Genomic DNA, 1,734 nt, shown 5'->3' with positions numbered 1-1,734 from the left:
TGATCACCAAACATCATGAATGTTCCTATCTTTTTTATCTCATTGATATCGCTATATTATTTGAGGGGATACCTCAGGGTCAGAGTACATTAATACGTCCAGTTCTCCTCGAAATAAACGCTACACCCCATACCCCTCCAACCACGAAAACTAGGGTCAGAGTACTTTAATTGTCCCACTAGCTCTGTAACTAGAAAAATGTACTGTAATTTAATGCTTCATATTATTTGCTTACACTTTTAACGCAATTTGGGGATAACCTCTTCCTTAAAACCCTTTATATTTAATCAAATCGAACGTGTCTCTGTTCACTTTAAATTCACTTGAAAGTGGACATATTTATTAGATATTAATCGTACTAAAGGAATAACATGCGTAAACATATCGGGTTTTTAATAACACTACTTTGTTTGTCTTCAACGGCCTATGCTCAAGGCGTCAATATGAGCGTTAGTGCTGGCTGGCCATTTTTTTTGATACCGACTGTATCGACCACATTTAACGACATCGAATTTTACGCGAACTACAAAGTGGGGCTTGATGACGGGTTTACTGTAGGCGCCGAAAAGCAATATGGTCATCATGTATTTGGTGCCTTTGTGGGGGCTGTAGGTGCAAGAGATGCTGATTATCCATGCGAGGCAGACGATTCTTGCCCACCTCTTCGAATTGTATTTACTGATGCTCAAACAACGCAAGGCTTAGGTTTATCTTACGAATATCGACTAAATCAGGGAAGAGAAGGCTGGGCTTTTCGTGCAGAAGCGGGTTACGGTAAAGAATCTCAGAATGATACAAAGCGCGTTGATGGTAACGTACAGGTTGTTTACCATTTCTAAGACTTGTTAGCGTTGAACTAACTACAACAACAAGGAACTTATAATGTCTGAAAAAATAATAATTACTGCGACCTTTAATCCAGCAGTAAAAACCTACTGGCTTATAAGTTTATTGTTAGTCTCTACCCTCACAATAGTAGGAATACCTTTCTTAATTATATCTATCCCACTATTTTTTGTGATCAGCGGCAAAATACTTGCTGCAATGTCCGCCGTTGTGACAGAGCGAAAACTCGTGGTTAAACGGGGTGTTTTTAATAAAGAAGAGAAGTCCATTCCATTGGAGAAAATAACTGACGTTGCTATGGTGCAAGGGCCGCTAATGCGCGTCTTCAATTTATATCGGCTTTCCTTTGAGACTGCCGGACAATCGGCCCAAGGCGCCCTAGTCTCACTGATTGGAATAAATGACGCTGACACTTTTAGAGAGACCATCCTGACTCAAAAAAATAAGTTATTAACGGAAAGCAACGCCGTACCAGAGCAGAAACGCGATGAAAACAGTGATATGAGGGCACTTATTGAAAGTGTTAAACGCATAGAGCTACTGCTAGAGAAGGCGCTGGAAGAAAAATAAAAATATTGGGGTCAGAGTACATTAAATCCCAGCCGATACACCACATACCCCTCCAACCACGAAAATTAGGGTCAGAGTACTTTAATTGTCCCACTAACTCTGTAACTAGAAAATGTACTCTGACCCTAATATTTAAGTTGTTTACAGGCTTCTACCTCCTAATGAGGAAAAGCTCCAAACTTAAACTAGGTAGACAGGTCGTAACGATCTCTAAGTAAAAGCCAAGTTTGAGAATTAGGGGCAGAGTCTGAGGTATCCCCACAAATAATATAGTGATATTAGGCAGATAAAAAAAGATGGAACATTCATGATGTTTGG

General features: G+C 39.9%; 2 protein-coding genes. Both read left to right on the top strand.

What is annotated here, in order from left to right; translation table 11 throughout:
- Nucleotides 1–371: 371 nt before the first annotated feature.
- Entirely contained in the window at nucleotides 372–839 is a 468-nt protein-coding gene (locus tag ACHUFN_RS20160) for a hypothetical protein (RefSeq protein ID WP_394224518.1), read from the top strand.
- A gap of 43 nt (nucleotides 840–882) precedes the next feature.
- Nucleotides 883–1,416: a PH domain-containing protein gene (locus tag ACHUFN_RS20155; RefSeq protein WP_394224517.1), complete on the top strand. Its 534-nt coding sequence runs from the start codon at nucleotides 883–885 to the stop codon at nucleotides 1,414–1,416.
- Nucleotides 1,417–1,734: the final 318 nt, after the last annotated feature.

The organism is Alteromonas gracilis (assembly GCF_043642145.1).
Lineage (GTDB): Bacteria > Pseudomonadota > Gammaproteobacteria > Enterobacterales > Alteromonadaceae > Alteromonas > Alteromonas gracilis_B.
Note: the sequence above shows the minus strand (reverse complement) of the source record. Positions and strands in the feature narration are given on the sequence as shown.